Source organism: Thiomonas sp. FB-6, from assembly GCF_000377645.1.
In the GTDB taxonomy this organism is placed as follows: domain Bacteria; phylum Pseudomonadota; class Gammaproteobacteria; order Burkholderiales; family Burkholderiaceae_C; genus Thiomonas_A.
Genome location: NZ_KB898474.1, coordinates 94,503 through 118,459 on the forward strand (window position 1 = coordinate 94,503; position 23,957 = coordinate 118,459).

The following is a 23,957-nucleotide window of genomic DNA, read 5'->3' on the forward strand; positions in this document are numbered from 1 at the left end:
CCCGCCATGGATGCCTGGACCGAGATTTGCCGCGTCGACGAGTTGCCGCGCCTGGGTGCGCGCACGCTGCGGCGCCCCCATGGGGGCGACATCGCCGTGTTCCGCACCGAAGGCGACGAGGTGTTCGCGCTGCTCGACCGCTGCCCGCACAAGGGCGGTCCGCTGTCGCAGGGCCTGGTGTTCGGGCGCGCCGTGGCCTGCCCGCTGCACAACTGGACCGTGGCGCTGGACAGCGGCTGCGCCGTCGCGCCCGACCACGGCTGCACGCCGGCCTTCGAGGTGCGCGTGGAGCAGGGGCGGGTGTACCTGCGCGCGCAGGCGCTGGCCGGCGGGGCCGGTACCTTGCCCGAGGCGGCGGGGAGCAGCGGCGATGTCTGAGACCGCGTCCACCTGCCCCTACTGCGGCGTGGGTTGCGGAGTGCTGATCGACGCCGAGGGCGGCGCGATCCGCGGTGTGCGCGGCGACCCCGCGCATCCGGCGAACCTCGGGCGCCTGTGCAGCAAGGGCGCCACGCTGCACCTGAGCGCGCAGCCGGGCGTGCTGGCCTCGGCTCGCGCGCTGCATCCGCGCATGCGCGCATCGCGCGAGGGCCCGATGCGGCGCGTGGGCTGGGACGAGGCCCTGGAACACCTGGCCGGCCGCTTCGCGGACATCGTCGCCCGGCACGGGCCGGACGCCGTCGGCTTCTACGTCTCGGGTCAGTTGCTGACCGAGGACTATTACGTGTTCAACAAGCTGGCCAAGGGACTGATCGGCACCAACAACATCGACACCAACTCGCGCCTGTGCATGTCCAGCGCGGTGGCCGCCTACAAGCGAGCGCTGGGCGCGGACGCGCCGCCCCCCTGCTACGAGGACCTCGACGCGGCGGACTGCCTGTTCATCGCGGGCTCCAACACCGCCTGGGCGCACCCCATCCTGTTCCGGCGCATCGAGCAGGCGCGGCGCGAGCGCCCGCAGCTGAAGATCGTGGTCGTCGACCCGCGGCGCACCGAGACCGCGGAAATCGCCGACCTGCACCTGGCGCTGCAGCCGGGCACCGACGTGGCCCTGTTCCACGGCATGCTGCACGCGATGCTGTGGGACGGCCTGGTCGATACCGCGTACATCGCGCGCCACACCGCGGGCTTCGAGGCCCTGCGCGAGGCCGTGCGGCCCTTCACGCCGGCCTTCGCGGCCCAGCTGTGCGGGCTGCGCGAACAGGACGTGGTGCAGGCGGCCCGCTGGTTCGCCGGCTTGCGTGACGACGGCGGCCGCGGCGCGACGCTCTCGCTGTACTGCCAGGGGCTCAACCAATCCAGCGCCGGCACTGACAAGAACCTGGCGCTGCTCAACCTGCACCTGGCCTGCGGGCAGATCGGACGCGAAGGCGCCGGCCCGCTGTCGCTGACCGGGCAGCCCAACGCCATGGGCGGCCGCGAGGTGGGCGGCATGGCCAATCTGCTCAGCGGCCATCGCGATCTCGCGAACGCCGGCGACCGCGCGGAGGTCGCCGCCTTGTGGGGCGTGGACCAGGTGCCCGCGCAGCCGGGCCTGACGGCGGTGGACATGTTCCGCGCCGCGGCGCAGGGACGGCTCAAGGCGCTGTGGATCGCCTGCACCAATCCACTGCAGTCGCTGCCCAACGCGGCCCTGGTGCGCGAGGCCCTGCAGCGCGCGGAACTGGTGGTCGTGCAGGAGGCCTTCGAGCACACCGCCAGCGCCGGCTACGCGCACGTGCTGCTGCCGGCCGCCAGCTGGGGCGAGAAGCAGGGCACGGTGACCAATTCCGAGCGCCGCATCTCGCGCGTGCGCGCCGCGGTGGCGCCGCCCGGGCAGGCGCGCGCGGACTGGGAGATCGCCGCCGATTTCGGGCGCCGCCTGGAAGCGCGCATGCGCCCGGGCCGGGCGTCGATGTTCGCGTGGCCGGATGCCCGCGCGGTGTGGAACGAACACCGCGAGAGCACGCGCGGGCGCGATCTGGACATCACCGGGCTGAGCTGGGATCTGCTGGAGCGCGAGGGGCCGCAACAGTGGCCCTTCCCGACGGGGGCCGCACGCGGCCGCCAGCGCCTGTACGCGGACGGCCGCTTCGCCACGCCCGACGCGCGCGCCCGCCTGTGCGCGGTGGAGTACCGGCCGGTGGCCGAGGCACGCGACGCGCGCTTCCCCTTCGCGCTGAACACGGGGCGGCTGCGCGACCAATGGCACGGCATGAGCCGCAGCGGCAGCGTGCCGCGCCTGTTCGCCCACCGGCCCGCGCCCAGCGTGGACCTGCACCCCGGCGACATGGCGCGCCGCGGCCTGGCCGAAGGGGATCTGGTGCGCCTGAGCTCGCGCCGCGGCACGCAGGTGCTGCCGGCGCGCGCCGACCCCGGGCTGGCGCCGGGACAGGCCTTCGTCGCCATGCACTGGGGCCCCGAATACCTGGGCGGCACGGCCGGCAACGGCAAGCCGACGCTGGGGGTCAACGGCCTCACGCTGGACGTGCTGGACCCGGTGTCGCGCCAGCCCGAGCTCAAGCACGCGGCGGTCAAGGTGTTGCGGGCCGAGCTGCCGTGGCGCCTGTGCGCCTTCGGCTGGCTGGAGCAGGGCGGCGAAGCGCCGCTGCGCCGCGCCTTGATGGATGCGCTGCGCGGCCTGGACTACCTGAGCTGCGTGCCCTTCGGGCGCGAGCGCTGCGGACTGGCGCTGCATGCGGCGGGCCACGAGCCGCCCGACGAGGCCAGCCTGCGCTTCGTGGCCGGGGTCTTCGGCCTGGACGCGCCGCAGGTGCTGCGCTACCGCGACAGCCGCACCCGCGATGAACGCCGTGTGCTGCTGCGGGGCGATGCGCTGCACGCGGTGCTGCTGTGCGGCGGCCCCGGCGCGGTCGCCGCCGAGGCCTGGTTGCGCGAACTGCTGGAATCGCAGGCCCCCGCACGGACCCTGGGGCGCCTGCTGCTGGCGCCGGGCGCTCGCGCGCCGCTGCCCGCGGCTGGCGCGCGAGGCGCCCAGGTGTGCAACTGCCTCGACGTGCGCGCCGGCGACATCGCGCGTGAACTCGCGGCTTCGACAGGGGATGCCGCCGACAGGCTGGCGGCGCTGCAGCGCCGCCTGGGCTGCGGCACGCAGTGCGGTTCCTGCCTGCCCACGCTGCGGCGCATGGCCGCCGAGGCTTCGTCCCTCGGGGTCCCGGCATGAACCCGGGCCCGGGCACGAAGCCAGGCGCGAAGCCCAGGCCGCGGGTGCTGCTGGTGGGGGCCGGGCCAGGCGACCCCGAGCTGCTCACCGTGAAAGCCGTGCGGGCGATCCGCCAGGCCACGGTGATCCTGGTCGACGATCTCGTGGCGCCCGCCTGCCTGCGCCTGGCGCGCCGCGCCTGCCGCATCGTGCAGGTGGGCAAGCGCGGCGGCTGCGCCAGCACGCCGCAGGACTTCATCCAGCGCCTGATGGTCGTCGAGGCGCTGCGCGGCGAACGCGTGGTGCGGCTCAAGGGCGGCGATCCCTCGGTGTTCGGGCGCGCGGGCGAGGAACTGGCCTGCCTGCGCGCCGCCGGCATCGAGGTGGACATCGTGCCGGGGATCACCGCGGGCCTGGCCGCGGCGGCGGCCGCCGGCGCCTCGCTCACGCACCGCGAGCACAGCCACGGCGTGGCGCTGGTGGCCGGACACACCGCGGCCGACAGTCCCGTGGACTGGGCCTCGCTGGTGCGCTCGCGCATGACCCTGGTGGTCTACATGGGGGTGTCGGCGGCCGCGTCCATCCGGCGCGAACTGCTGGCCGCGGGCCTGGAGCCAGGCACGCCGGTGCTGCTCATGCATGCCGTGGCAAGCGCCTCGCAGCGACGCGTCGACAGCAGCCTGGGCAGGCTGGAGGCCGACCTGCGCGCCGCCGGCCTGGCCAGCCCCTGCGTGATGCTCATCGGCCGCGCGCTGGGCGCCGATGCGCAGGGCCTGGCCGCATCCCCTTCCCGTCCTGCTTCTTCCCCCTCGCTTCAGGAGAACGCGTCATGCAGACCCCTTCGATTCGCGGCAGTTCCCGCCGGGCCCTGTTCGGCGCCACCGTCGGATTCTTCATCGGCTTCGGCGCCGTCTCGCTGTTCGGCCCCACGGCGCAGAGTTTCGTCAAGCTGATGGACCTGGGCCCGCAGCAGGTCGGGCTGCTGGTGGCCATGCCCATGCTCACGGGGTCGCTGCTGCGCATCCCCTTCGGCGCCTGGGTCGATCGCAACGGGGGCAAGCTGCCCTTCCTGGTGCTGCTGCTGGCCTCGGTGCTGGGCATCGCGGGCCTGTACTGGATGCTGCTCAGCCGCTATCCCGATCACCTGAGCCAGGCCCAATACCCGTTGCTGCTGGCCTGCGGAGCCCTGGGCGGCTGCGGCATCGCCACCTTCTCGGTGGGCATCGGCCAGGTCTCCTACTGGTTCGAGCGTTCGCGCCAGGGGCGCGCGCTCGCCTTCTACGCCGGGCTGGGCAACACCTCGCCCGGGCTGGTGGCCATCGTGCTGCCGCTGATCATCGCCTACGGCGGCTTGCGCGCGGGCTACCTGGTGTCGCTGGCCATCGTGCTCACCGGTCTGGTGCTGTACGTCGTGCTGGGCTTCGACGCGCCCTATTTCCAGCTGCGCCGCGGGGGCGCGAGCCGCGAGCAGGCCATGGCGCAGGCCCGCGCGGCCGGCCAGGAACTGCTGCCCGCCGCAGGGGCCGCGCGCAGCCTGCGGGATGCCGCCTTCAGCTGGCGCACCTGGCCGCTGGTCGGGCTGTACTTCACCTCCTTCGGCGGCTTTCTCGCGCTGACCGCCTGGTTGCCCACCTTCTGGGGCGCCTACTACCACGCGCCGCACTGGCTGGCGCTGGCGCTGACCGCGGGCTTTTCGCTGTTTTCCTCCCTGATCCGCGTGCCCGGCGGGGCCTGGGCGGACCGGCTGGGCGGCGAGAAGGTGGCCTTCGCGGCTTTCCTCAGCGTGCTCGCCGGCGCGCTGCTCATGAGCGGGGCCAGCGTGCTCGGGCTGACCGTGCTGGGCGAATTCCTGATGGGTGCCGGCATGGGCGTGGCCAACGCCGCCGTGTTCCGACTGGTTCCGCAGTACGTACCCGATGCGGTGGGCGGCACGGCCGGCTGGGTGGGCGGCCTCGGCGCGCTCGGCGGCTTCGTCGTGCCGCCGCTGCTGGGGCGGGTGGCGCAGAGCCTGGGCCCCGTGGGCTACGCGCGCGGCTACCTGGTGTACGTGGTGCTCGCCCTGCTGTGCCTGGGGCTGACCGGCCTGCTGGCGCGCACCCGCGCCGGAGTCGCGCGCGCCGCGCGCCCGCTGGCGGCTTGACGCCCTTCAGCCGGCCAGGGCTCCAAGCTCGAAGGCACGCGCGTAGCCGGCGGGGTCGCTGCCGTCCCAGACCATGCCGTCGAGCAGGGTGGAACTGCGCAGCGTGCCCGCGGGCGCGACGACCTCCAGCGCCTCGGCCACCTCGCGGTACAGGCCGATGCGGTGGATCTCGCGGGCCACGCCGAGATAGTCCGGCTCGCTCCTGAGCAGGCCCCAGCGGCGGAACTGGGTGAGGAACCACATGCCGTCGGACAGCCAGGGAAAGTTGACCTGGCCGTCGGCATGGAAGCGCATCGGGTGCGCGTCGCCGCGCCGCGCGCCCAGGCCGTCGGCATGCTCGCCGAGGATGCGCGGCAGGATGGTGCCGACCTCGGTGTCGACGTAGTCCGGGCCGGCGATGCAGCGCGCCATCTCGGCCCGGTGGGCATCGGAGGCGTCGATCCAGCGGCAGGCCTCGAGCACCGCCGCGGTCACGGCGCGGGCGGTGTTCGGGTAGGCCCGCACGAACTCCGAGGTGGCTCCGAGCACCTTTTCCGGATGCTCGGGCCAGACTTCCTGGCTGGTCGCCACCGTGAAGCCCACCTGCTGGGCGGCGGCGACGGCGTTCCAGGGTTCGCCGACGCAAAAGCCGTCCATCGCGCCGGAGCGCAGGCTCAGCACCATCTGGCGCGGCGGCACGGTGATTCGGCGCACGTCGCGCAGCGGGTCGATGCCGGCGCTGGCCAGCCAGTAGCACAGCCACAGGGTGTGGGTGCTGGTCGGGAAGGTCTGGGCGAAGGTGTAGCCGCGTTCGCCGGCGTGGATCGCCGCCGCCAGCGCGCTCGCGTCGGTGATGCCGCGGGCGGCGAGCTGCCTCGACAGGGTGATGCCTTGCCCGTTGCGGTTCAGGGTCATCAGCAGCGCCATGTCGCGCCGCGGCCCGCCGAGGCCCAGGTGCACGTCGTACACCAGGCCGTAGAGCATGTCGGCCAGGTGGATGTCGCCGCGCAGCAGCTTGTCGCGCACGCCGGCCCACGAGGCCTGGCGGCAGGGCACGATGCGCACGCCGTGCTTGCGGTCCAGGCCCAGCCTGCTGGCCATGATCACCGGCGCGCAATCGGTCAGGGCGACGAAGCCGATGCGGACTTCCTGCAGTTCGAGGGGGCCGAAGTTCGCGGCGCTGGAAGGGGGTAGGGTTGCCATGGTGGGTTTCAGCCGGGCCCGGGCAAGCCGCCGTGGCGTGCCCCGAGTCGGGGCGGGCGGGACCGGATTTGGTGCATGGAAGGGGTGGAATGGTCGTGGCGGTGCATGATTCAGAGCAGTTCGGCTGCGTCGAGAACGCGCTGCGCGATCTCGGCGAGCTTCAGGCCTTTTTCCATCGCCAGCCTGCGCAGGCGCGCGAAGGCCTCGTCCTCGTCCACGCGCAGGCGTTTCATCAGCAGGCCCTTGGCGCGCTCGACGGTCTTGCGCTCGAGCAGTTGCCGGCGCGCGTCGTCGAGTTGCGCGCGCAGGCCCTGCTCGCGCGCGAAGCGCGCCAGGGCCACCTCGATCACCGGGCGCACGCGCCCGGGGCGCAGGCCGTCGACGATGTAGGCCGTGACGCCGGCGGCCACGGCCATGCGCGCGGTCTCCACGTCGTCGTCGTCGGTGAACAGCACGATGGGCCGCGGCGAGTCGCGGGTGACGAACACGATGTGCTCCAGCAGGTCGCGCACGCCGGACTCGGCCTCGACGATCAGCAGGTCGGGGCGCAGTTCGGCGATGCGCGCCTCCAGGTCGGCGCTGGCGGGCAGCAGGGCCACCAGCTCGTAGCCGGCCTGCGCCAGGCCCTGCGCCAGCGCGCTGCCGCGCGCGGCCTGCGCGCGCGACCCCGGGTCGCCCGCGACCAGTTCCGGGTCGGGCGTGACGACGGCCACCGTCGGCCTGCGGGCATCGCTGCGAGGCGTGGACATGCGTCTCGAGCCGCAAATTCCGTGCCGAGCCCGGGCCGCGGGGCGGGCATGCGCCCGCGCGGGCTCAGCCGGCGGCGCGGATGCGGCTTCCCCAGAGCGCGGCGCCCACGATCATCAGCGTGGCCGCGACGATGGAAGCGTCGGGGCGCTGGTGGTGCACCGCCATCAGCAGCGAGGTCGACAACAGCGGCGTGAGAAAGGCCAGTAGGCCGATGCGCCGCGGATCCCCGCGCTTGAGCGCGGCGTCCCACAGGAAGAAGGCACCCCCCAGCGGGCCCAGGCCGAGCAGGGCCAGCAGCCCCCACTGCGCCGGCGACAGGCTGGCGCGGGGTTCGAGCACGGCGTGACACAGCAAGGCCAGCGCTCCGGCGATGGCCGCGAAGCCCCCGACGGCGGCGGTGGGAAAGCGAGGCAGCCTGCGGGTCATCAGCGAGTAGCAGGCCCAGCTCAGCGCGGCGGCGAAGGCGAACACGTAGCCCCAGCGGAAGCCGCCCGCCAGCAGCGAAGCGCCGCCACCGGCGCGCCCGAGAATCGCGGTGGCGGCGCCCGCGAAGCCCAGCAACGCCGCCGCCACATGCCCGGCGCGCACGCGCATGCCGGGCAGGAACAGCGGCGCCAGCACCACCATGCCCAGCGGCCACAGGTAGTTCACCAGGTTGGCCTGCACGGGTGGCGCCGTGCGCAGCCCCATGAACAGCAGGAAGTGGTAGCCGAACAGGCCGCCGGCGCCCACCGCCAGCGTGGGCAGCGGCACGCGCCAGCGGCGGATGTCGAAACCCGACAGCGGCAAGGCGATGAGGCTGCCGATCAGCAGCCCCGCGCCGGTGAGCAGGAAGGGCGGCACCTGGGCCAGCGCCACGCCCAGCGTGGCCAGTGAACTCCACAGCACGATGGCTGCGAGGGCAAGCAGGTCGGAGGTCATCCCGTTAGCGTAGCGTGCCGGTCCGGCGTGGCCGCCCCACGGCCCACAGGGCCAGGCCCATCGCCAGCACCCCCAGCCACTGCAGGGGCGAGAGCCGGTGGCCGAAGGCGACCCGGTCGACCAGGATCGCGGTGATGGGATAGACGAACTGGAGCACCGCGATCTGCCCCGCCTGCAAGCGCGGCATGCCGCTGTACAGCGCCACGTAGGCGGCCGCCGTGGGCACGAGTCCCAGCCCGGTCATCCACAGCCAGGGGGCCGCCTCGCGTGGCAGGCCGTGCAGCCAGGGCCACCAGGCCAGGCTGAGCGCGCCGACCCCGCATTGCCAGGTGGCCAGCGCGAAGCCGCTGAGCCTGCGCTGCGCCTTGGCGATCAGCGTGACCGCCGCGTAGCACAGCGAGGCCAGCAGCGCGAAGCCCGCGCCCTGAAGGTAGGCGCCCTGGGGCCGCGCCAGCACGGCCGGCCCGACGGCCAGGCCCAGCCCGAGCAGCGCCAGCGCCGCCGCCAGCATGCGCCGCGGCGACCGGGGCTCGCCCAGGAACAGCATGCCGCAGGCCATGACCCACAGCGGCTGCACGTGGAACACCAGCGTGGCCACGGCGATCGAGCTGCGCTGCAGCGCAGCGAAGAACAGCGCCCAGTTGGCCACCATCAGCGCGCCGCTGAGCAAGGCCACGCGCAGGCCGCGCCGGTCCACGCGCAGTTCGCCCAGGCGCCCCGCCGCGGCGGCGTAGGCCACCAGCGCCGCGCAGCCGATGACGCAGCGCACGAACACCTGTTCCAGCGGCGCCCGCCCGGCCTCGTCCACGAACAGCCCCACGGTGCCGAGCAGCATGCCGCCGCCGACCATGAGCCCGGCGCCCCGCAGCGGCCCGGACAGGCGGGTACGGCCGGTGGCGGAGGAGGCGGAGGCGCCGGAGGTGGCGGGTCGTGGCGTCGGCATGGTGCACGGAGTCTGCGCCTGGCCGATGTTTTCGCAAAGCGCATAATTCGAGACATGGTCATTCGATTCTCGAAACCATGAACGATCTGCGCATCGACTGGCTGCGCGCCTTCGTCGCCGCCGTCGACGGCGGTTCGCTGAGCGCCGCCACGCGGGTCGTGCACCGCTCGCAGGCGGCGGTCAGCATGCAGGTCAAGAAGCTGGAGCAGGCCGTCGGCGCCCCGGTGCTGCTGCGCGACGCGCGGCGCCTGGAATTGACCCCGCAGGGGCGGCGCCTGTTGCCGCACGCGCGCCGCGTGCTGGGCGCCCACCAGGAGGCGCAGGCCGCGGTGCTGCAGCCCGGCCTGTCGGGGCAGGTGTGCTTCGGCATTCCCGAGGATTACGCCATCGGCTACCTGCAGCGCGTGCTCGGCGCCTTCTCGGCCAGCTACCCCGCGGTGGAGCTCACGCTGGTGTGCGCGCAGTCCACGGCCCTGATTCCGCAGGTCCGCGACGGTGCCGTGGACGTGGCCATCGTCACCCAGGGCCGCCCCGGCCGCGGGCGCCTGCTGTTCCACGAGCCCCTGGTGTGGGTGGCGTCGCGCAGCACCGAGGTGTGGCGCGAGGAAACGCTGCCGGTGGCGGTGTACGAAAAGGGCGCGGTGGTGCGCGCGCTCACCGAGTCGGCGCTGGCCTCCTCCGGGCGCCGCTACCGGCTCGCGTACCACAGCCCCAGCCTGGTCGGCCAGGTGGTGGCCGCGCAAAGCGGCCTGGCCGTGGCCGTGCTGGCGCGCTGCGCGGTGCCCGAGTCGCTGCAGGTGATCGACAGCCGCCACGGGCTGCCGCCGCTGCCGCCGGTGCCCGTGGCCATGATCGCGCGGCCCCAGCAGGGGCGCAGCGCCGAGGCCAGGGCCTTGCAGGCCCAGATCGTCGCGCTGCTGTCGGCCGCCGCCTGAGCCGGGCGCGGCGGCCCGTGCCGGGCGCCCAAAGACCCTACGTCATGCTTGGGTATACGCTTCGCTTCGGATGGTTTTGTCCAAGATGAAGTCGAATTGTCCTAGACAAAGGAGAAGTCATGCGCATCCGCTCCCCCCTCGCAGCCTGGCTGCGGCCCCTCGTGCTGCTGGTGGCGCTCTCGCCCGTCGTGCCGGCCATGGCGGCGAGCTGTCCGCCGCTGCTGGACAAGAGCTTCGATTCCCTGGACACGGGCAAGAGCGTGAACCTGTGCCGCTATGCCGGCAAGGTGATCCTGGTGGTCAACACCGCCAGCCACTGCGGCTTCAGTCCCCAGGAAAAGGGCCTGCAGCACCTGCAGGCCGAGTACGGGCCGCAGGGCTTCGTCGTGCTCGGCTTCCCGTCCAACGACTTTTTCCAGGAATTGTCGAATCCCCAGAGCATCGTCTCCTATTCGAAGGCCAACTACGGCGTGCAGTTCGAGTTGTTCGCCCCCTCCCACGTGCGCGGCTCGGAGGTCAACCCGCTGTTCGCGGAGCTGATCCGCGAATCGGGCACCACGCCGAAGTGGAACTTCTACAAGTACCTGATCGGGCGTGACGGCAAGGTGGTCTCGGCCTACTCCAGCCTGACCACGCCGGAGGACAAGGACTTGAACGCGCAGATCCGCAAGCTGCTCGCGCAGCATCCCTGACCCACGCCCCATCGGCGCCGGCCCGGCGCCGGCCCGAAAGGACGCACCATGAACTCCCCCGACCTGCTGTTGCTGCGCGACAAGGCCGCAGCCCTGCCCGACGTCCAGTCCAGCCCCGACCGGCGCAGCATCTCCATCCAGAAGGTCGGGGTGCGCGACGTGCGCTACCCGATGAAGCTGCGCGGGGGCGAGGGCGAGGCGCAGTCCACCATCGGAACCTTCCAGATGACCGTGGCGCTGCCGCCCGAGGTGAAGGGCACCCACATGTCGCGCTTTCTCGAGGTGCTCGACGCGCATGCCGCCGACATGGATGCGCAGGCCCTGGGCCGCCTGCTCGACACCATGCTGCCGCGCCTGGGCGCCGAGGAAGGCGCCATCACCCTGCGCGCCACCTATTTCCGGCGCAAGAGCGCGCCGGTGTCCGGCGTGTCCAGCCTGCTCGACTACGGCGTCAGCCTGCACGCCGAGACCCGCGCCGGGCAGCGCCTGCTGCGCCAGTCGGTGGATGTGCCGGTCACCAGCCTGTGCCCGTGCTCGCGCGACATCTCAGACTACGGCGCGCACAACCAGCGCTCGATCATCAGCATCGGCGCCGAGCTGCGCGGGGCCTTCAGCCTGGACGAGCAGATCGCCATCGCCGAGACGGCGGCGTCCTGCCAGCTGTGGGGCCTGCTCAAGCGCCCGGACGAAAAGTACGTCACCGAATACGCCTACGACCATCCCAAGTTCGTCGAGGACCTGGTGCGCGACGTGGCCGTGGCGCTGCGCGGCGAGCCGCGCGTGGCGGCCTACACGGTGGCCTCGGAGAACTTCGAATCCATCCACAACCACTCCGCCTACGCCTGGCTCGAAGGCCGCAACGACTGAGCCCGCGGGCGAGCAAGGCGCCGATCCGGTCATGGAGCGCGGCATGCGCGCCGGGCATCGCGGCAACAAGGCGAGCCTGCCTAGCAAGACCTGCCAGGTGTGCGGGCGTGCCATGAGCTGGCGCCGCGCGTGGGCGGCCAACTGGGAGCAGGTGCGCTACTGCTCCGAGGCCTGCCGCAAGCGCAAGGCGCGGGCGCGCGGCGCCGCGGACGCGGGCGATGCCGCCTGAATCACCCCGGCGCCTGCGCCGGCTGATCCTGGTGCTTGGCGACCAGCTCGACGCCGGCGCCGCCGCCTTCGACGGCTGCGACCCGGCGCACGATGCGATCTGGATGGCCGAGGTGCACGAGGAGTCGGCCCACGCCGGCTCCTCGCAGCCGCGCACCGCGTTGTTTCTCGCGGCCATGCGCCACTTCGCGCGCGAGCGCCGGGAGGCGGGATGGACGGTGCACTACACCGAGCTCGACGACCCGCGCAACCGCGGCTCGCTGGGCGCGGAACTGCGCCGCGCGCTGCAGGACCTGCGTCCGGCGTCCCTGGGCATGACCGCGCCCGGCGACTGGCGCGTGTTGCGCATGCTGCGCGAGGCGGCCGCCGCCGAGGGGCACGAACTGGACGTCCGCGCCGACCGGCATTTCTTCGGCACGGTGCAGGAGTTCGCGGCCCATGCGCGGGGCCGGCGCAGCCTGCGCCTGGAGGCCTTCTACCGCGAGCAGCGGCGCCGGCACGGCGTGCTCATGGACGTCATGGACGGTTCTCAGCCCGCCGGCGGGCGCTGGAATTTCGACGCCGACAACCGTGCCGCCTTCGCGCCCGAGGGGCCCGGCGAGGTCCCCGCGCCGCCCGTGTTCGCGCCCGACGCGCTCACGCGCGAGGTGCTGGCGCTGGTGCGCCGCCGCTACGCCGGCCACGCGGGTTCGCTGGAGGCATTCGATTGGCCGCTGACGCGCGCGCAGGCCCTGCGGGCCCTGGACGCCTTCGTGCGGGAGCGCCTGCCGCGCTTCGGCCGCTGGCAGGATGCCCTGTGGCCGGGCCAGGCGCTGCTGTGGCATTCGCGCCTGTCCGCGGCGCTGAACCTCAAGCTGCTGGGCGCGCGCGAGGTGGTCGGGGCGGCGGAACAGGCCTGGCGCGACGGAGCGGCCGACCTGGCCTCGGCCGAGGGCTTCATCCGCCAGGTGCTGGGCTGGCGCGAGTACGTGCGCGGCATCTACTGGACTCGCATGCCCGGTTACGCCGACGCCAACGCGCTGGGGGCGCAGGCCGATCTGCCGGGCTATTTCTGGAATGGCGACGCCCCCATGCCCTGCCTGGCGGATGCGCTGCGCCAGACCCTGCGCACGGGCTATGCCCACCACATCCAGCGCCTGATGGTCATCGGCCTGTACACGCTGCTGCTGGGGGTGCAGCCGCGGCAGGTGCACGGCTGGTTCCTGGCGGTCTACGCCGACGCCGTGGAATGGGTCGAACTGCCCAACGTGCTGGGCATGAGCCAGTTCGCCGACGGCGGGGTCATGGCCAGCAAGCCCTACGCGGCCAGCGGCCAGTACATCTGGCGCATGAGCGCGGGCGCCTACTGCCGGGGCTGCCGCTTCGATCCGGCGCAGCGCGTGGGCCCGCGGGCCTGCCCGTACACGCTGCTGTACTGGGACTTCCTGATGCGCCACGAGGCCCTGCTGGCGGACCATCCGCGCACCGCGATGCAGGTGCGCAACCTGCAGCGCCTGGACGCCGGGGAGCGCGCGCGCATCGTGCGGGAGGCCGAGTCGTGGCGCATGACCCAGGCCTGAGCGTGGCGCGGCCTGCGCGGTTTCGCCCCCGACTCCGAGTTCGAACTCGCATTCGACTTCGATTCCCCCAAGCAGGAGTTCCCATCGTGAGCACCCCGAAAATCGTCATGGTCACCGGCGCGTCCGGAGGCATCGGCCGCGCGCTGAGCCGGCGCCTGCACGAGGCCGGCCACCACGTGGTGGTGGTCGGGCGCGACGCGCAGCGCCTGGCCGAACTGCCCGCCAGCCTGCGCATCGCCGCCGACACCACGCAGGCCGGCCAGGCGCAGGAGGCCATGGACCAGTGCGTGCGCGCCGTGGGCCTGCCCACCGCGCTGGCCCACCTGGTGGGCAACACGCTGATCGCGCCGCTGCACCGTACCCAGCCCGCGCAGTGGGAACAGGTGCTGCTGGTCAACCTGGGCAGCGCGCTGGCCGTGCTTCGCGCATGGACCGCGGCCATGCGCGAAGCCGGGGCGGCGGGGGCGGCCGTCCTGTGCAGTTCCGTGGTGGCGCGCGTGGGCGCTGCCAACCACGAGGCCATCGCGGCGGCCAAGGGGGGCGTGGAGGCGCTGGTGCGCAGCGCCGCGGCCACCTACGCGGCCTCGGGCCTGCGGGTCAATGCGGTGGCGCCGGGCCTGACCGACACGCCGATGACCGCGGGCCTGCTCAAGCTGCCCGCGCAGCGCGAGGCCGCGGGGCGTCAGTACCCGCTGGGCGGCGTGCAGCAGGCCGACGAGGTCGCGGCCGCGATCGAGTGGCTGCTGTCGGACGGCGCCTCGCGCATCACCGGCCAGGTACTGCCTGTCGACGGCGGCTTCACCGCGGTGCGGCCGCTGGTGAAATGAGCGCCGGCGCGGGCCCTATTTCGAGAACTGCGCCCCCATGCTCGCGCCCTTGGACAGTTGCGTGAGGTAGACCACCAGGTCGACCATCTCGGGGCTGTCGTAGGCGGGGGGCTTGCCCATGATGCCGGCGCGCACGCAGTGCACGATCTGGCGCTCCAGGGTGTAGACCGCGTGCTTCTTGCCCTTGAACTTGGGGTATTTCGCGGCGGCGCCGATCAGGCTGGGAATGTGCTGTCCCGTGGGCGTGGTGCCCTCGGGCCGGCCGCCGTCGGTATGGCAGGCCGCGCAGGTCATCAGATGGTTGCTGAAGGCGTTCGGCGGCACCCAGGTCTGGCGCGTGCCGAAGGTGTCGTTGGCGAACACCTGCGCACCCTGCTCGGCGGCCTGTTCCAGCGAGGACACCCGGCGCGTTGCCGTGAACTTGCCGGCCGGCGCCGTGTCCGCGCGCGCGGGCGGGCTGCAGGCGGCGGCCAGCGCGATGCAAGCCGCGGCAAGCAGGGCGGGCAGTCCGGACGAAGCCGGCTCAAGCAGGGAAGGCGAGCGGGGCATGGGTTGTCTCCTCGAAGGGGCGCGCGAAGGCTCCCCGCAGTATCGGTGCCCCGGCCCCGGCGATCAACGTCCGGCAGGTATCCAAGTGTTCGCCGGGTTTCGGTCCAGTGGGGATGCGTTATATTCCGCCGTGCATAACCAAGTGCCGGCGATCGTCCGGTGCGCCACCGAACCTGGGAGCTTCCATGCAGCGCAAGATGTTCAACCTGATGGCCACGCGCCTTTCGGTGCTGGCCGCGGCCCTGCTGGGAAGCTGCGGCGCGCAGGCCGCGCAGCCGGTGCTGTCGGTGGCCTATGCGGGCTCGATGGGCGCGCTGATGGACAAGGCCCTGGGGCCGGCCATCTCCGGCAAGGCCCACGTGGAGTTCCAGGGCCGCGGAGCCGGGGCCTACGGCCTGGCGCACCTGCTGGCCGACAAGCAGATCCGCGCCGACGTATTCGTGTCCATCACGCCGGGGCCGATGGAGTTGCTGCAAAAGGCCGGACTGGTCGGCACCGCGGTGCCGGTGGCCAGCACTCAGATGGTGATCGCCTACAGCCCCGATGGCCCGCACGCGCAGGAGTTCCGCGAAGCCGCCGAGGGCCGGCGCAGGTGGTACGAAGTGCTGGAGCAGCCGGGGCTGAAGTTCGGCCGCACCGATCCGGCGACCGACCCGCAGGGCCGCAACATCGTGTTCGCCATGCTGCTGGCAGAGCACTACTACCAGCAGCCGGGGCTGGCCTCCAGGATCCTCGGGGACTACCAGCACAACACGGCGCAGATCTTTGCCGAACCCTCGCTGCTCAGCCGGCTGGAAAGCGGCCAGATCGACGCCTCCTCCGGCTACCTGAGCGCGGTGACCTCGCACAAGCTTCCCTACGTCAAGCTGCCGGCGCAGGTGAACCTCAGCGATCCGGCGATGAGCCGGGACTGGTACGCCAAGGTGCACTTCGGCATCACCGCACCCGACGGCAAGCCGCAGACCCTGTCCACGCAGCCGCTGGTGTTCTACGCCGCGGTGCTTCGCAACGCCGCCAACCCCGTGGCAGCGCGCGAGTTCGTGCAACTGATGCAAAGTCCCCAAGGGCGCAAGATGTTCCACGACTTCGGCTACAGCGAGCCGAAGGGCGGCGACCTGCGCTGAGCCCGCGGCGCGGCGCTATGCGCCGCGACTCGCTTCACCCCGGGTCTGGCTCAGCTGGGCCTGCAGCGCGCGGATGCGCGCGTCCTTCTCGGCCAGGGCGCGCGTCACGCGCTCCTGGGCAAGGGCCAGCTCGCGTCCGAGCATCAGGTTCTCCAGCAGCAGCGTGCGCAGTTCCATCGCGTGCACGGGCGACGGCCGCGAGGGCGGCACGTCCAGGCGCGGCTCATGGTTCATCGTCGACTCCAGGCGAGGTTCTTCAAGCAAATGCGACCCATTCGCATTTGCCCTCAATGTACACCCTGCCGGTCCCGGCGGGAAGCCGCCCCGGCGCCAGGGCTGCTCGCCTGGTTTGACACACGGGGGGGATAGGTTTATGTTTGCTTCCCGCGAATTCGTTCGCAACTGTCAAACCAAACGCCGAACCCGGACCTCACAGCCATGGCCAAGACCTTTGCCTCCGCCGCCGACCTGGTGGAAAAGCGCGTGACCTTCGAGCAGCTCTCCGAGCATGCATGGGCCTATACCGCCGAAGGCGACCCCAACACAGGCATCATCATCGGCGACGACGCGGTGCTGGTGGCCGACACCCAGGCCACGCCGGCCATGGCGGCCGACGTGATCCGGCGCATCCGCGAGGTCACCGACAAACCCATCCGCTACGTGGTGCTGACCCACTACCACGCGGTGCGGGTGCTGGGAGCCAGCGCCTACGCGCCGCAGCAGATCCTGGCCAGCCAGGACACCTACGACCTGATCGTCGAGCGCGGCGAGGCCGACAAGGCCAGCGAGATCGGGCGCTTCCCGCGCCTGTTCCGCGACGTCGAGACCGTGCCCGCCGGGCTGACCTGGCCCACCATGACCTTCCAGGGGCGCATGACCCTGTGGCTGGGCAAGCTGGAGGTGCAGCTGCTGCAGCTCGGGCGCGGCCACACCAAGGGCGACACCGTGGTGTGGCTGCCCGGCGAGCGCACGCTGCTGTCGGGCGACCTGGTCGAATTCGACGCCACCCCCTACGCCGGCGACGCCTACTTCCAGGACTGGCCGCAGACCCTGGACAACGTGGCCGCGCTCGAGCCGATGGCCCTGGTGCCCGGGCGCGGCCCGGCGCTCAAGGGAGAGGCCCAGGTGCAAAAGGGCCTGCAGGTCACGCGGGACTTCATCCGCGACGTCTGGACCCACGTGAAGGCCGGTGCCGACGCCGGCAAGGAGCTGGGCGCCGTCTACAAGGAAACCTACGCGGCGCTCAAGCCCAAGTACGGGCAGTGGGTGATCTTCGACCACTGCATGCCCTTCGACGTCACCCGTTGCTACGACGAGGCGACCCGCTACCGCGACCCGCGGGTGTGGACCGCCGAGCGCGACCGCCAGATGTGGGAAACCCTCGAAGGCTGAACTCCTGACTCCACCACGGCCATGACCACACGCAGCTACCTCGCCGGATTCGGCAACCAGTTCAGCAGCGAGGCCGAGCCCGGCACGCTGCCGCAGGGGCGCAACAGCCCGCAGCGCGCGGCTCGGGGCCTGTACGCCGAGCTCGTCTCGGGCAGCGCCTTCACCGCGCCGCGCGCCCAGAACCAGCGCAGCTGGCTGTACCGCCGGCAGCCCGCGGTGGTCACGGGCGCCTACGCGCCCTACGAGCAGCCGCACTGGAAAAGCGGCGCCGCCCAGGGCGTGGACTTCCCGCCCGATCCGCTGCGCTGGCATCCGATCGCCATTCCCGAGCAGCCGCTGGACTTCGTCGACGGCCTGCGCACCATCGTGGTCAACGGCGACCCGGAGGCGCAGACGGGCGTGGCCGCGCACCTGGTGCTGATGAACCGCTCGATGCAGGCGCGCGCGCTGGTCAACGCCGACGCCGAGATGCTGCTGGTGCCCCAGCAGGGCGAGCTGAGCATCGTCACCGAGTTCGGCATCCTCGACCTGCGCCCCGGCGAGATCGCGCTGCTGCCGCGCGGCATCGCCTTCAGCGTGAAGGTGCAGGGCCCGTCGCGGGTCTACGTGTGCGAGAACTACGGCGCGCCGTTCCGGCTGCCCGAGCTCGGCCCCATCGGCAGCAACGGCCTGGCGGCCGCGCGCGACTTCCTGGCCCCGGTGGCGGCCTACGAGCAGCCGCAGGAGCAGCCCTACGAGATCGTGCGCAAGTTCGGCGGCCGCCTGTGGCACACGCGCCAGGCGCGCACGCCCTTCGACGTCGTCGCCTGGCACGGCAACCTGGTGCCGTTCAAGTACGACACGGCCCATTTCATGGTCATCGGAACCGTCAGCTTCGATCACCCGGACCCGAGCATCTTCACGGTGCTGACCAGCCCCAGCGACACCCCGGGCACGGCGAACTGCGACTTCGTGATCTTCCCGCCGCGCTGGATGGTGGCCGAGGACACCTTCCGCCCGCCCTGGTACCACCGCAACCTGATGAGCGAATTCATGGGCCTGGTGTACGGCCAGTACGACGCCAAGCCCGAGGGCTTCAAGCCCGGCGGCATGAGCCTGCACGACTGCATGGTGCCCCACGGGCCCGACGCCGAGGCCTTCGACAAGGCCAGCAACGCGCCGCTGGCCCCGCACAAGCTCGAGGGCACGCTGGCCTTCATGTTCGAGAGCCGCTGGCGCTTCAAGCCCACCGCCTACGCGATGCAATGCGGCGCGCTGGACACGACCTACGCCGACTGCTGGTCCACGCTGAAGGAGGGCCTGCGATGAGCGGCGGACTCGACGCCACGCACGACCCGGCGCTGCGCAGCTGGGTGGCCTCGGCCAACCGGCCGGACAGCGATTTCCCGATCCAGAACCTGCCCTTCGGGCGTTTCCGGGTGGACGGCCAGCCCTGGCGCATCGGCGTGGCCATCGGCGACCAGGTGCTGGACCTGCGCCTGGCGGCGCAGGCGCGGGCGCTGCCCGAATCGCTGTCCGAATCGCTGGTTCCGCTGGCCGCGGGGGATCTGAACGCCTTCATGGCGCTGGGTCCGGGCGCCCGCGTGGCGCTGCGCCGGGCACTGTCCGGTGCGCTGGCCGCGGGCAGCGTCGCGCAGGCGAGCCTGAGTTCCTGCCTGGTGCCGCAGGCGCGCGCGGAACTGGGCGTGGCCTGCGAGATCGGCGACTACACCGACTTCTACGTGGGCATCCACCACGCCACCGCGGTGGGCAAGCTGTTCCGCCCCGACAACCCGCTGCTGCCCAACTACAAGTGGGTGCCCATCGGCTACCACGGGCGTGCGTCGACCATCCTGCCCAGCGGGCAGGACTTCGCGCGGCCCTGGGGGCAGCTCAAGGCCGCCGATGCCGAGGCGCCGGTGCTGCGCCCCACGGCGCGCCTGGACTTCGAGCTGGAAATGGGCATCGTCATCGGCGGCGCCAACGCGCCCGGCGAGGCGGTGCCCATCGAGCGGGCCGAGGAGCAGGTGTTCGGCCTGACCCTGTTCAACGACTGGAGCGCACGCGACGTGCAGGCCTGGGAATACCAGCCGCTGGGCCCCTTCCTGTCGAAGAACTTCGCCAGCACCATCGCGCCCTGGGTGGTCACGCTCGAAGCCCTGGCGCCCTTCCGCCGCCCCTTCGCGCGCGCCGCCGGCGAGCCCCGGCCTCTGCCCTATCTGCACTGCGACTCCGACGCCGCATCCGGCGCCTTCGACGTGGGCCTGGAGGTCTGGCTGAGCACCGCGCGCATGCGCGAGCAGGGCCTGGGGGCACACTGCATCAGCCGCTCCAACTTCGCCGACGCGGCCTACTGGAGCGTCGCGCAACTGGTGGCCCATCACACGGTGGGCGGCTGCGCGCTGCGCCCCGGCGACCTCTTCGGCTCGGGCACGCTGTCGGGCCCGCGCCCCGAGCAGGCCGGCTCGATGCTCGAACTCTCGCAAGGCGGCAAGCAGCCGATCCAGCTGCCCGGAGGCGAGCAGCGAAGCTTCCTCGAGGACGGCGACGAACTCAGCCTGCGTGGAGTGTGCGAGCGCCCGGGCGCGGTGCGCATCGGCTTCGGCGCCTGCAGCGCGCGCGTGCTGCCGGCGCGGCCCAGGCCCTGACGGCTGGCGGCGCCCGGTCCGCGGCGCAGGCTCAACGCGCCGGCGGGCGCACGCCCAGGCGCTGGGAAATGCGAGCCGCGGCCTCGCGCACCGCGCGCGCCGAGGCACCGTCCCAATCGGCCGACAGGCGATCCGCGTGGTCCAGCGCGGTGACCACCAGCACCGGGGTTCCCTCGTGGTCGAAGGCGGCCGCGCTGAAGGCGTTCACCCCGGGCAGCGGGCTGCCGGCGGCGCGCGTGACGCCGTGGCGCGCCATCTCGTCGCGCACCGCCTGCAGTTCCCGCGGCGAGGGCCCGCGCCCGGCAGGGCGCCCGCGCGCGGCGAGTTCCCCGAAGGGGCCCGCCGCCTCGATCAGGCGCTCGGCCGGCAGCGTGGCCGCGAAGGCGCGGCCCGTCGCGGTCTCCAGCAGGGCCATCACGCTGCCCACGCGCAAGGCGATGTGCAAGGCCTGGCGCGCCTCGATCAGGCGCACCACGGTGGGGCCGAAGTTGCCCCACACCGCCAGCATCACCGCGTGCCCGGTCTGCGCCGCGAGTTCCTGGATCACCGGCTCGGCTTCGCGCATCGGATCGAGCTGGTGCAGGCAGGTCAGCCCGATGCGCAGCGCCGCGGGCCCCAGGCGGTAGCGCGCGCCGAGCTGCTCCTGCTCGACCAGGCCCAGGCGCGCGTAGCTCACCAGGTAGGGGTGGGCGCGCGAGGCGCTCAGCCCGGCTCGCGCGGCCAGGTCCTTCAGCGCCAGCGGCTCGGCGCTGTCGGCCAGCACCAGCAGCAGCCGGCCGCCGACTTCGATGGACTGGATGGCGCGTTGCGCCTTGTCGCCCTGCTGCATCGGCGGGCCTCCGAAAGAGAAAGGGGATCGGTGTAGGGGCAATGGTAAATCAATTTGCGATGAACAAATCGCGCGCCCTGGCCTGGCGCCCGCCCGCGCCGGCTTGACCCAGGTCGTCCCGAGGCGGCCTCGATACATCCTAAGATGCCTGCGTCCAGGCTCCGCAGGCGAACTCGCTCGCTCCGATGTCTTCCACCCTCCAGGCGCCCGGCACGGGCGCCACCGACCGTTCCCGGGGCCTGGATTCCGCCGATGCGCGGCAGCGCGCACTGCGCTTCGGACCGAATGCGGTCGAGCCGGCCCGCAACGCCTGGTGGCGCCAGCTGCTGGGCAAGTTCTGGGGCCCGGTGCCCTGGATGCTCGAGGCGGTGGTGGTGCTGCAGCTCTTGCTGCACCGTGGGCAGGAGGCGCTGGTCATCGCCTTCCTGCTCGGCTTCAACGCCCTCGTGGCCTACGCGCAGGAACGGCGCGCCAGCGATGCACTGGCCTTGTTGCGCCGCCGGCTGCAGGTGATGGCGCGCGTGCTGCGCGACGGCAGCTGGAGCCGCCTGCCGGCCGCGCAACTGGTGCCCGGCGACGTCGTGCACCTGCGCGCCGGCGACATCGTGCCCGCCGACCTGACGCTGTTCGACGGCGGCGTCGCGCTCGACCAGTCGGCGCTCACCGGGGAATCGCTGGCGGTGGACGCGGCGCCCGGCCAGCCCGCCTACACCGGATCCATCGTGCGCCAGGGCGAAGCCAGCGGCGAGGTCACCGCGACCGGCCCGCGCACCTACTTCGGGCGCACCGCGGAACTGCTGCGCGAGGCCTCGGCGCCCAGCCACATGCAAAGGACCATCCTGGCCATCGTGCAGCGCCTCGTCGCCTTCGACCTGCTGCTGGTGCTGCTGGTGATCGTCTACGCGCTGCGCCACGCGCTGCCGCTGGGCGACACCCTGGTGTTCGCGCTGATGCTGCTGGTGGCTAGCGTGCCGGTGGCACTTCCGGCCACCTACACGCTGGCCACCGCGGTGGCCGCGTCGCGCCTGGCGCGCCAGGGCGTGCTGGTGACCCGGCTGCCGGCGGTGGAGGAGGCCGCGGCGATGGATACCCTGCTGTCGGACAAGACCGGCACCCTCACGCGCAACGCCCTCAGCCTGGAGGCCTGCAAGGCCGTGGGCGGCGTGTCCGAGTCCGAGGTGCTGCGCGCGGCCGCGCTGGCCAGCGACGCCGCCACCCAGGATCCGCTGGACCTGGCCGTGCTCGAGGCCTGGAGCCGGCGCGCGCAGGATGCGCCGGCCGCGCCGCCGCCCGCGGCACAGGCGCCGCGCAGCGCCTTCCATCCCTTCGACCCGGCCACGCGCCTGAGCGAGGGCGTGTACGCGATCGACGGCGGGGACTGGCACGCGCTGAAGGGGGCCGCGGAGGCCGTGCTCGACCGCTGCGGTGCCGACGCCGCGCAGCGCGCCTCGGCCGCGCGGACCGAGCAGGAGCTCGCCGGCACTGGCGCGCGCGTGCTCGCGGTGGCCGCCGGGCCGCGCGGCGCACTGCGCTTGCTCGGCTGGGTCGCGCTGTCGGACCCGCCGCGCCCCGACGCCGCGCAACTGATCGCGCGCCTGCGCGAGCTCGGAGTGCGCGTGAGCATGGCCACCGGCGACGCGCTGCAGACCGCGCGCGCCCTCGGCGAGCGCATCGGGCTGGGCACGCGCGTGTGCACCGTCGACGCCGCGCATACCCTGCACCCCGAGGACTGCGACATCTTCGCCCGCGTGCTGCCGCAGGACAAGCATGCCATCGTGCGTGCCTTGCAGCGTGACGGCCACGTCACCGGCATGACCGGCGACGGCGTCAACGACGCCCCCGCGTTGCGCCAGGCGGAACTCGGCATTGCCGTGGCCAGCGCCACCGACGTGGCCAAGGCGGCCGCCGGCGTGGTGCTCACGGACCCGGGGCTGGGCGGGGTGCTCACCGTGGTCGCGGCCGGACGCGAAGTGCACCGGCGCATGCTGACCTACGTGCTCAACAAGGTGCTCAAGACCCTGGAGACCGTGGTGTTCCTCACCGCGGGCCTGTGGCTGACCGGCGGCTTCGTGATTTCGTCGCGCCTGATCGTGCTGCTGCTGTTCGCCAACGACTTCGTCACCATGAGCATCGCCGTCGACCGCGTGCGTGCGGCGCCGCGCCCGCAGCGCTGGCGCGTCGGGCAACTGGTGGGGGCGGCCTCGCTGCTGGCCGTGGTCTCGCTGCTGTTCTCGATGTCGGTCTACGCCTGGGCGCGCGCGCGCCTCGGGCTGGATGCCGCGCAACTGCAGACCCTGGTATTCCTGCTGCTGGTGTTCACCACCCAGGCCAATGTGTACGTGCTGCGCGACGACGCGCGCCTGGGCGCCTTCGCCCCCGGCCGCGTGCTGGCCGCGGCCAGCGCCGCCGACCTGCTGCTGGTCTGCGCGCTCGCCGGCAGCGCCACGCTGATGGCCGGGCTCCCCTGGGCCCTGATCGGCTGGCTGTTGCTGCTGACCGCCGGCTTCGCGCTGACGCTCGACCAGGCCAAGCGCCTGGTCCTGGTGCGCTTCGGCCTGCGCTGAGCCATGCGGCGCGGCCTCAGGCATCATCGGGGTTGCCGGAGCCTTCCGACGCCTCCAGGAGCCGCCCATGCGCCGACGCGAGCTATGGACCCATTCCACGGTGGTGGCGATGATCGTGGTCTGCGCCGCGCTGCTGGCCGCCTCGTGGCGCCTGGGCGCGCTCGCGCGGGCCTGGCCGCTGCTGCTGCTCCCGGTGGTGCTGGCGCCCTTCGTCGAGTTCGGCCTGCACCGCTTCGTGCTGCACGCGCCGCTGCCGGCGCGCGACGGCCTGCGCCGCAGGCTGCAGGTCGACCTGCACCATGCCCACCATGCCGAACCCCGCGACGTGGCGCGCCTGTTCTGGCCGGCCTGGGCGCTGCTGCCGCTGGCCGCGTCCACCTACGGCGCCTACGCGCTGCTGTTCGGGCCCGCCACCGCGCTGGTGCCCATGGCGGGCAGCGTGGGCTATTTCGTGTTCTACGAGTGGATGCACTTCTCGCACCACGACCCGGCGTACCAGCCTCGTACACGCTACGGCATGCGCATGCGCCGCGCGCACATGCACCACCACTACTACAACGCCTCGTACTGGTGGGGCATCACCAACGACCTGGCCGACGTGCTGCTGCGCACCGGCGGCGGCGCCGCCTACCCCAAGCCGCCGCGCGGCGACCCGCGCAGCCTGCGCTGAGCCGCGGCGCCGGGCC

23 protein-coding genes are annotated in these 23,957 nt (G+C 72.8%); 16 read left to right on the forward strand and 7 right to left on the reverse strand.

The window, feature by feature from the left end; all coding sequences use genetic code 11:
- Positions 1 to 6: 6 nt before the first annotated feature.
- The 4 genes from nirD to D466_RS0106055 are packed head-to-tail and all read left to right on the forward strand — an operon-like array spanning position 7 to position 5,282.
- Entirely contained in the window at positions 7 to 378 is a 372-nt protein-coding gene (gene nirD, locus D466_RS0106040) for a nitrite reductase small subunit NirD (protein ID WP_018912814.1), read from the forward strand.
- Complete coding sequence (locus D466_RS20775; RefSeq protein WP_038165423.1) at positions 371 to 3,163, forward strand: nitrate reductase; 2,793 nt, start codon at positions 371 to 373, stop codon at positions 3,161 to 3,163. The genes nirD and D466_RS20775 overlap by 8 nt, the downstream gene beginning before the upstream one ends.
- A complete protein-coding gene (cobA, locus tag D466_RS24680) occupies positions 3,160 to 4,095 on the forward strand; it encodes a uroporphyrinogen-III C-methyltransferase (protein ID WP_081629841.1) in 936 nt (311 codons plus the stop codon). Before D466_RS20775 ends, cobA begins: the two co-directional genes overlap by 4 nt.
- A complete protein-coding gene (locus D466_RS0106055; protein WP_231385672.1) occupies positions 4,011 to 5,282 on the forward strand; it encodes a nitrate/nitrite transporter in 1,272 nt (423 codons plus the stop codon). Before cobA ends, D466_RS0106055 begins: the two co-directional genes overlap by 85 nt.
- 6 nt (positions 5,283 to 5,288) lie before the next feature.
- On the opposite strand, the gene D466_RS0106060 is transcribed toward D466_RS0106055, so the two are convergent.
- The 4 genes from D466_RS0106060 to D466_RS0106075 form a co-directional block, all read right to left on the reverse strand.
- Positions 5,289 to 6,464 (reverse strand): CmpA/NrtA family ABC transporter substrate-binding protein, encoded by a 1,176-nt coding sequence (locus tag D466_RS0106060; protein ID WP_018912818.1) that lies wholly within the window; start codon positions 6,462 to 6,464, stop codon positions 5,289 to 5,291.
- Positions 6,465 to 6,574: 110 nt separating this feature from the next.
- Positions 6,575 to 7,213 (reverse strand): ANTAR domain-containing response regulator, encoded by a 639-nt coding sequence (locus D466_RS0106065; protein WP_018912819.1) that lies wholly within the window; start codon positions 7,211 to 7,213, stop codon positions 6,575 to 6,577.
- A 64-nt stretch (positions 7,214 to 7,277) separates the two neighbouring features.
- The gene (locus D466_RS0106070; protein ID WP_018912820.1) at positions 7,278 to 8,135 is read right to left on the reverse strand and encodes a DMT family transporter; all 858 of its coding nucleotides are present in this window, start codon (positions 8,133 to 8,135) and stop codon (positions 7,278 to 7,280) included.
- A 4-nt stretch (positions 8,136 to 8,139) separates the two neighbouring features.
- Positions 8,140 to 9,078, reverse strand: a complete 939-nt coding sequence (locus D466_RS0106075) for a DMT family transporter (protein WP_018912821.1) — start codon at positions 9,076 to 9,078, stop codon at positions 8,140 to 8,142.
- A 77-nt stretch (positions 9,079 to 9,155) separates the two neighbouring features.
- Between D466_RS0106075 and D466_RS0106080 the strand changes: the two genes are divergently transcribed.
- The 6 genes from D466_RS0106080 to D466_RS0106105 all read left to right on the forward strand — a co-directional run bounded on the left by D466_RS0106080 (position 9,156) and on the right by D466_RS0106105 (position 14,186).
- Positions 9,156 to 10,013: a LysR family transcriptional regulator gene (locus D466_RS0106080; protein WP_018912822.1), complete on the forward strand. Its 858-nt coding sequence runs from the start codon at positions 9,156 to 9,158 to the stop codon at positions 10,011 to 10,013.
- 119 nt (positions 10,014 to 10,132) lie between these two features.
- The gene (locus D466_RS0106085; RefSeq protein ID WP_018912823.1) at positions 10,133 to 10,705 is read left to right on the forward strand and encodes a glutathione peroxidase; all 573 of its coding nucleotides are present in this window, start codon (positions 10,133 to 10,135) and stop codon (positions 10,703 to 10,705) included.
- A 48-nt stretch (positions 10,706 to 10,753) separates the two neighbouring features.
- Complete coding sequence (gene folE2 / locus D466_RS0106090; RefSeq protein WP_018912824.1) at positions 10,754 to 11,572, forward strand: GTP cyclohydrolase FolE2; 819 nt, start codon at positions 10,754 to 10,756, stop codon at positions 11,570 to 11,572.
- 31 nt (positions 11,573 to 11,603) lie between these two features.
- Positions 11,604 to 11,801, forward strand: coding sequence for a DUF2256 domain-containing protein (locus D466_RS0106095; protein WP_018912825.1), 198 nt, complete (start codon positions 11,604 to 11,606; stop codon positions 11,799 to 11,801).
- Complete coding sequence (locus D466_RS0106100; RefSeq protein ID WP_018912826.1) at positions 11,791 to 13,359, forward strand: cryptochrome/photolyase family protein; 1,569 nt, start codon at positions 11,791 to 11,793, stop codon at positions 13,357 to 13,359. Before D466_RS0106095 ends, D466_RS0106100 begins: the two co-directional genes overlap by 11 nt.
- A gap of 86 nt (positions 13,360 to 13,445) precedes the next feature.
- The gene (locus tag D466_RS0106105) at positions 13,446 to 14,186 is read left to right on the forward strand and encodes an SDR family NAD(P)-dependent oxidoreductase (RefSeq protein ID WP_026284955.1); all 741 of its coding nucleotides are present in this window, start codon (positions 13,446 to 13,448) and stop codon (positions 14,184 to 14,186) included.
- A 15-nt stretch (positions 14,187 to 14,201) separates the two neighbouring features.
- Here the strand turns inward: D466_RS0106105 and D466_RS0106110 are convergent, their stop codons facing one another.
- On the reverse strand, positions 14,202 to 14,735 hold the full coding sequence (locus tag D466_RS0106110; protein WP_018912828.1) for a c-type cytochrome: 534 nt from the start codon (positions 14,733 to 14,735) through the stop codon (positions 14,202 to 14,204).
- A 185-nt stretch (positions 14,736 to 14,920) separates the two neighbouring features.
- On the opposite strand from D466_RS0106110, the gene D466_RS0106115 reads away from it, so the two are divergent.
- Complete coding sequence (locus D466_RS0106115; protein WP_018912829.1) at positions 14,921 to 15,859, forward strand: extracellular solute-binding protein; 939 nt, start codon at positions 14,921 to 14,923, stop codon at positions 15,857 to 15,859.
- Positions 15,860 to 15,874: 15 nt separating this feature from the next.
- On the opposite strand, the gene D466_RS0106120 is transcribed toward D466_RS0106115, so the two are convergent.
- On the reverse strand, positions 15,875 to 16,093 hold the full coding sequence (locus D466_RS0106120) for a hypothetical protein (RefSeq protein ID WP_018912830.1): 219 nt from the start codon (positions 16,091 to 16,093) through the stop codon (positions 15,875 to 15,877).
- 204 nt (positions 16,094 to 16,297) lie between these two features.
- Here D466_RS0106120 and D466_RS0106125 point away from each other — a divergent pair, with 204 nt between their 5' ends.
- Genes D466_RS0106125 through fahA form a run of 3 tightly spaced genes read left to right on the forward strand, consistent with a single transcriptional unit; the run spans position 16,298 to position 19,878 of the window.
- On the forward strand, positions 16,298 to 17,251 hold the full coding sequence (locus D466_RS0106125) for an MBL fold metallo-hydrolase (protein ID WP_018912831.1): 954 nt from the start codon (positions 16,298 to 16,300) through the stop codon (positions 17,249 to 17,251).
- A gap of 21 nt (positions 17,252 to 17,272) precedes the next feature.
- Positions 17,273 to 18,559, forward strand: coding sequence for a homogentisate 1,2-dioxygenase (gene hmgA / locus D466_RS0106130; protein ID WP_018912832.1), 1,287 nt, complete (start codon positions 17,273 to 17,275; stop codon positions 18,557 to 18,559).
- The gene (gene fahA, locus D466_RS0106135) at positions 18,556 to 19,878 is read left to right on the forward strand and encodes a fumarylacetoacetase (protein ID WP_018912833.1); all 1,323 of its coding nucleotides are present in this window, start codon (positions 18,556 to 18,558) and stop codon (positions 19,876 to 19,878) included. The genes hmgA and fahA overlap by 4 nt, the downstream gene beginning before the upstream one ends.
- Before the next feature lie 31 nt (positions 19,879 to 19,909).
- Here the strand turns inward: fahA and D466_RS0106140 are convergent, their stop codons facing one another.
- Entirely contained in the window at positions 19,910 to 20,707 is a 798-nt protein-coding gene (locus D466_RS0106140; RefSeq protein ID WP_018912834.1) for an IclR family transcriptional regulator, read from the reverse strand.
- Between the two features lie 185 nt (positions 20,708 to 20,892).
- Between D466_RS0106140 and D466_RS0106145 the strand changes: the two genes are divergently transcribed.
- Together D466_RS0106145 and D466_RS20785 are read left to right on the forward strand one after the other, a co-directional pair.
- On the forward strand, positions 20,893 to 23,271 hold the full coding sequence (locus D466_RS0106145; RefSeq protein WP_018912835.1) for an HAD-IC family P-type ATPase: 2,379 nt from the start codon (positions 20,893 to 20,895) through the stop codon (positions 23,269 to 23,271).
- Between the two features lie 67 nt (positions 23,272 to 23,338).
- The gene (locus D466_RS20785; RefSeq protein ID WP_018912836.1) at positions 23,339 to 23,941 is read left to right on the forward strand and encodes a sterol desaturase family protein; all 603 of its coding nucleotides are present in this window, start codon (positions 23,339 to 23,341) and stop codon (positions 23,939 to 23,941) included.
- The last annotated feature ends 16 nt before the right edge of the window (positions 23,942 to 23,957 follow it).